Source organism: Flavonifractor sp. DFI.6.63, assembly GCF_024462255.1.
GTDB lineage: Bacteria > Bacillota > Clostridia > Oscillospirales > Oscillospiraceae > Lawsonibacter_A > Lawsonibacter_A hominis.
In genome coordinates, this window is the sequence record NZ_JANGBE010000129.1 from 1 (window position 1) to 287 (window position 287).

Annotated in this window: 1 protein-coding gene; it reads right to left on the reverse strand. The window is 49.5% G+C overall.

The genetic code is table 11. The features are described from left to right. On the reverse strand, window positions 1-193 hold a 193-nt coding region (locus NE547_RS18195; protein ID WP_256176642.1), incomplete at its 3' end, for an ArsA-related P-loop ATPase. Window positions 194-287: the final 94 nt, after the last annotated feature.

Sequence of the window (287 nt, forward strand, 5' to 3'; positions counted from 1 at the left end):
TGTTTGTTAGCTCCATCGAAAAAACGTCTTGTAAATTAGAGGCTGGGTCGGTACTGATTAGCAGCACCCGCTTTCCGCTATCTGCCAGCGATACAGCGGTGGCGCAGGCAACGCTGGTTTTTCCCACACCGCCCTTGCCGGTATAAAAAAGGTATTTTGTAAGTTTGATAGTAAGTGGATCGAATAAATTCACTTTAGCAGCAACCTCCTTTGCAGCAGCAGCCCTCATTTCCCTGCGCCTTTTCAACTGGTTTTCCCAACAGACCGGCGGACAGGCCTAACCACTC